General features: G+C 66.6%; 1 protein-coding gene and 1 pseudogene. Both read right to left on the reverse strand.

All coding sequences use genetic code 11. The annotated features are described in order from the left end of the window. Positions 1–281: pseudogene (locus tag ABD332_RS59860) on the reverse strand (ABC transporter substrate-binding protein); the annotation flags it as partial. Positions 282–341: 60 nt separating this feature from the next. After that, positions 342–1,120 (reverse strand): carbohydrate ABC transporter permease (locus tag ABD332_RS59865; protein WP_344516093.1); only part of this gene is annotated, 779 nt, incomplete at its 5' end.

Raw genomic sequence — 1,120 nt, forward strand, 5'->3', positions numbered from 1 at the left:
ACCTGCAGCAGGACCTGGTTGAGGTAGTCGTTGTACGGGTACGACGGCGTGCTGATCTTCGTCCCGGCGTTCGCGGCGGCGTACCTGTCGATCGCCGCCTGCAGGGGCTCCTTCGTCACGGCCTCGTTGTAGGCCCAGCTGGTCAGCGGGAACTCTTTGACGCCGTCGTCCTTGAGGCCTTCGGTGCCGGCGGGCTTCGGGGTGCTGGTCGATGGGGCGCAGGCGGAGAGGACGGTGCCGAACGCGCCGAGCTTGAGTATGTTGCGGCGGCTGAGTGACATGGGTGTGCTCCTGGGCTGGGGCGGGGTGTTCAGCGGAAGGGGCGTTCAGCGGCGGGGTGTTCAGCCCTTCACGGCGCCGGCGGTGAGGCCGGCGACCAGATAGCGCTGGAGGATGGTGAAGCCGATGACGACGGGGAGGGACACGACCAGGGACGCGGCCATGAGGTCGGGCCAGGCGGTCTCGAACTCGCCGAGGTAGGTGTTGACCAGGCCGGGTGGGAGGGTCTGTTTGTCGGGTCCGGCGAGGGTGAGGGCGAAGATGAAGTCGTTCCAGCCGCGGATGAACGCGAACAGGCCGGTGGCGACGAGTCCGGGCAGGGATACGGGCAGCAGGATGCGGTGGATGATGGCGCCCTGTCCGGCGCCGTCCATCTTGGCGGCCTCGATGAGCTCGTCGGGGATGGTGTCGAAGAACCCTTTGAGCATCCACACGCACAGCGGGAGGGTGAAGGTGGTGAAGGACAGGATGAGCGCGAGGTAGGAGTTGATCAGTCCGACCTGGCTGAACACGAGGTACAGGGTGATGAGCAGCAGCGCCTGGGGGAACATCTGCGAGGCCAGGACGAGGTACATGAGGGAGCGGCGGCCGCGGTAGCGGAACTTGGCGAAGGAGTAGCCGGTGTAGGCGGCGACGATGACCGTGAGCACGGCGGTCACGGTGGACACGATGAGGCTGTTGGTGAGGTACCGCAGCAGCTTCGCGTTGTCGAGGATCGCGGTGAAGTGCTCGAACGTGAGGTGCTCCGGGAAGAGCCGCGGCGGGAACCGGAACACCTCGTGCGTCGGGGTCAGCGCCGTGACGAGCACCCAGTAGACCGGCCCGAAGGCGAAGATGCCGA

Origin of the sequence: Dactylosporangium maewongense (assembly GCF_039531485.1) — a bacterium.
Classification (GTDB): Bacteria; Actinomycetota; Actinomycetes; order Mycobacteriales; family Micromonosporaceae; genus Dactylosporangium; species Dactylosporangium maewongense.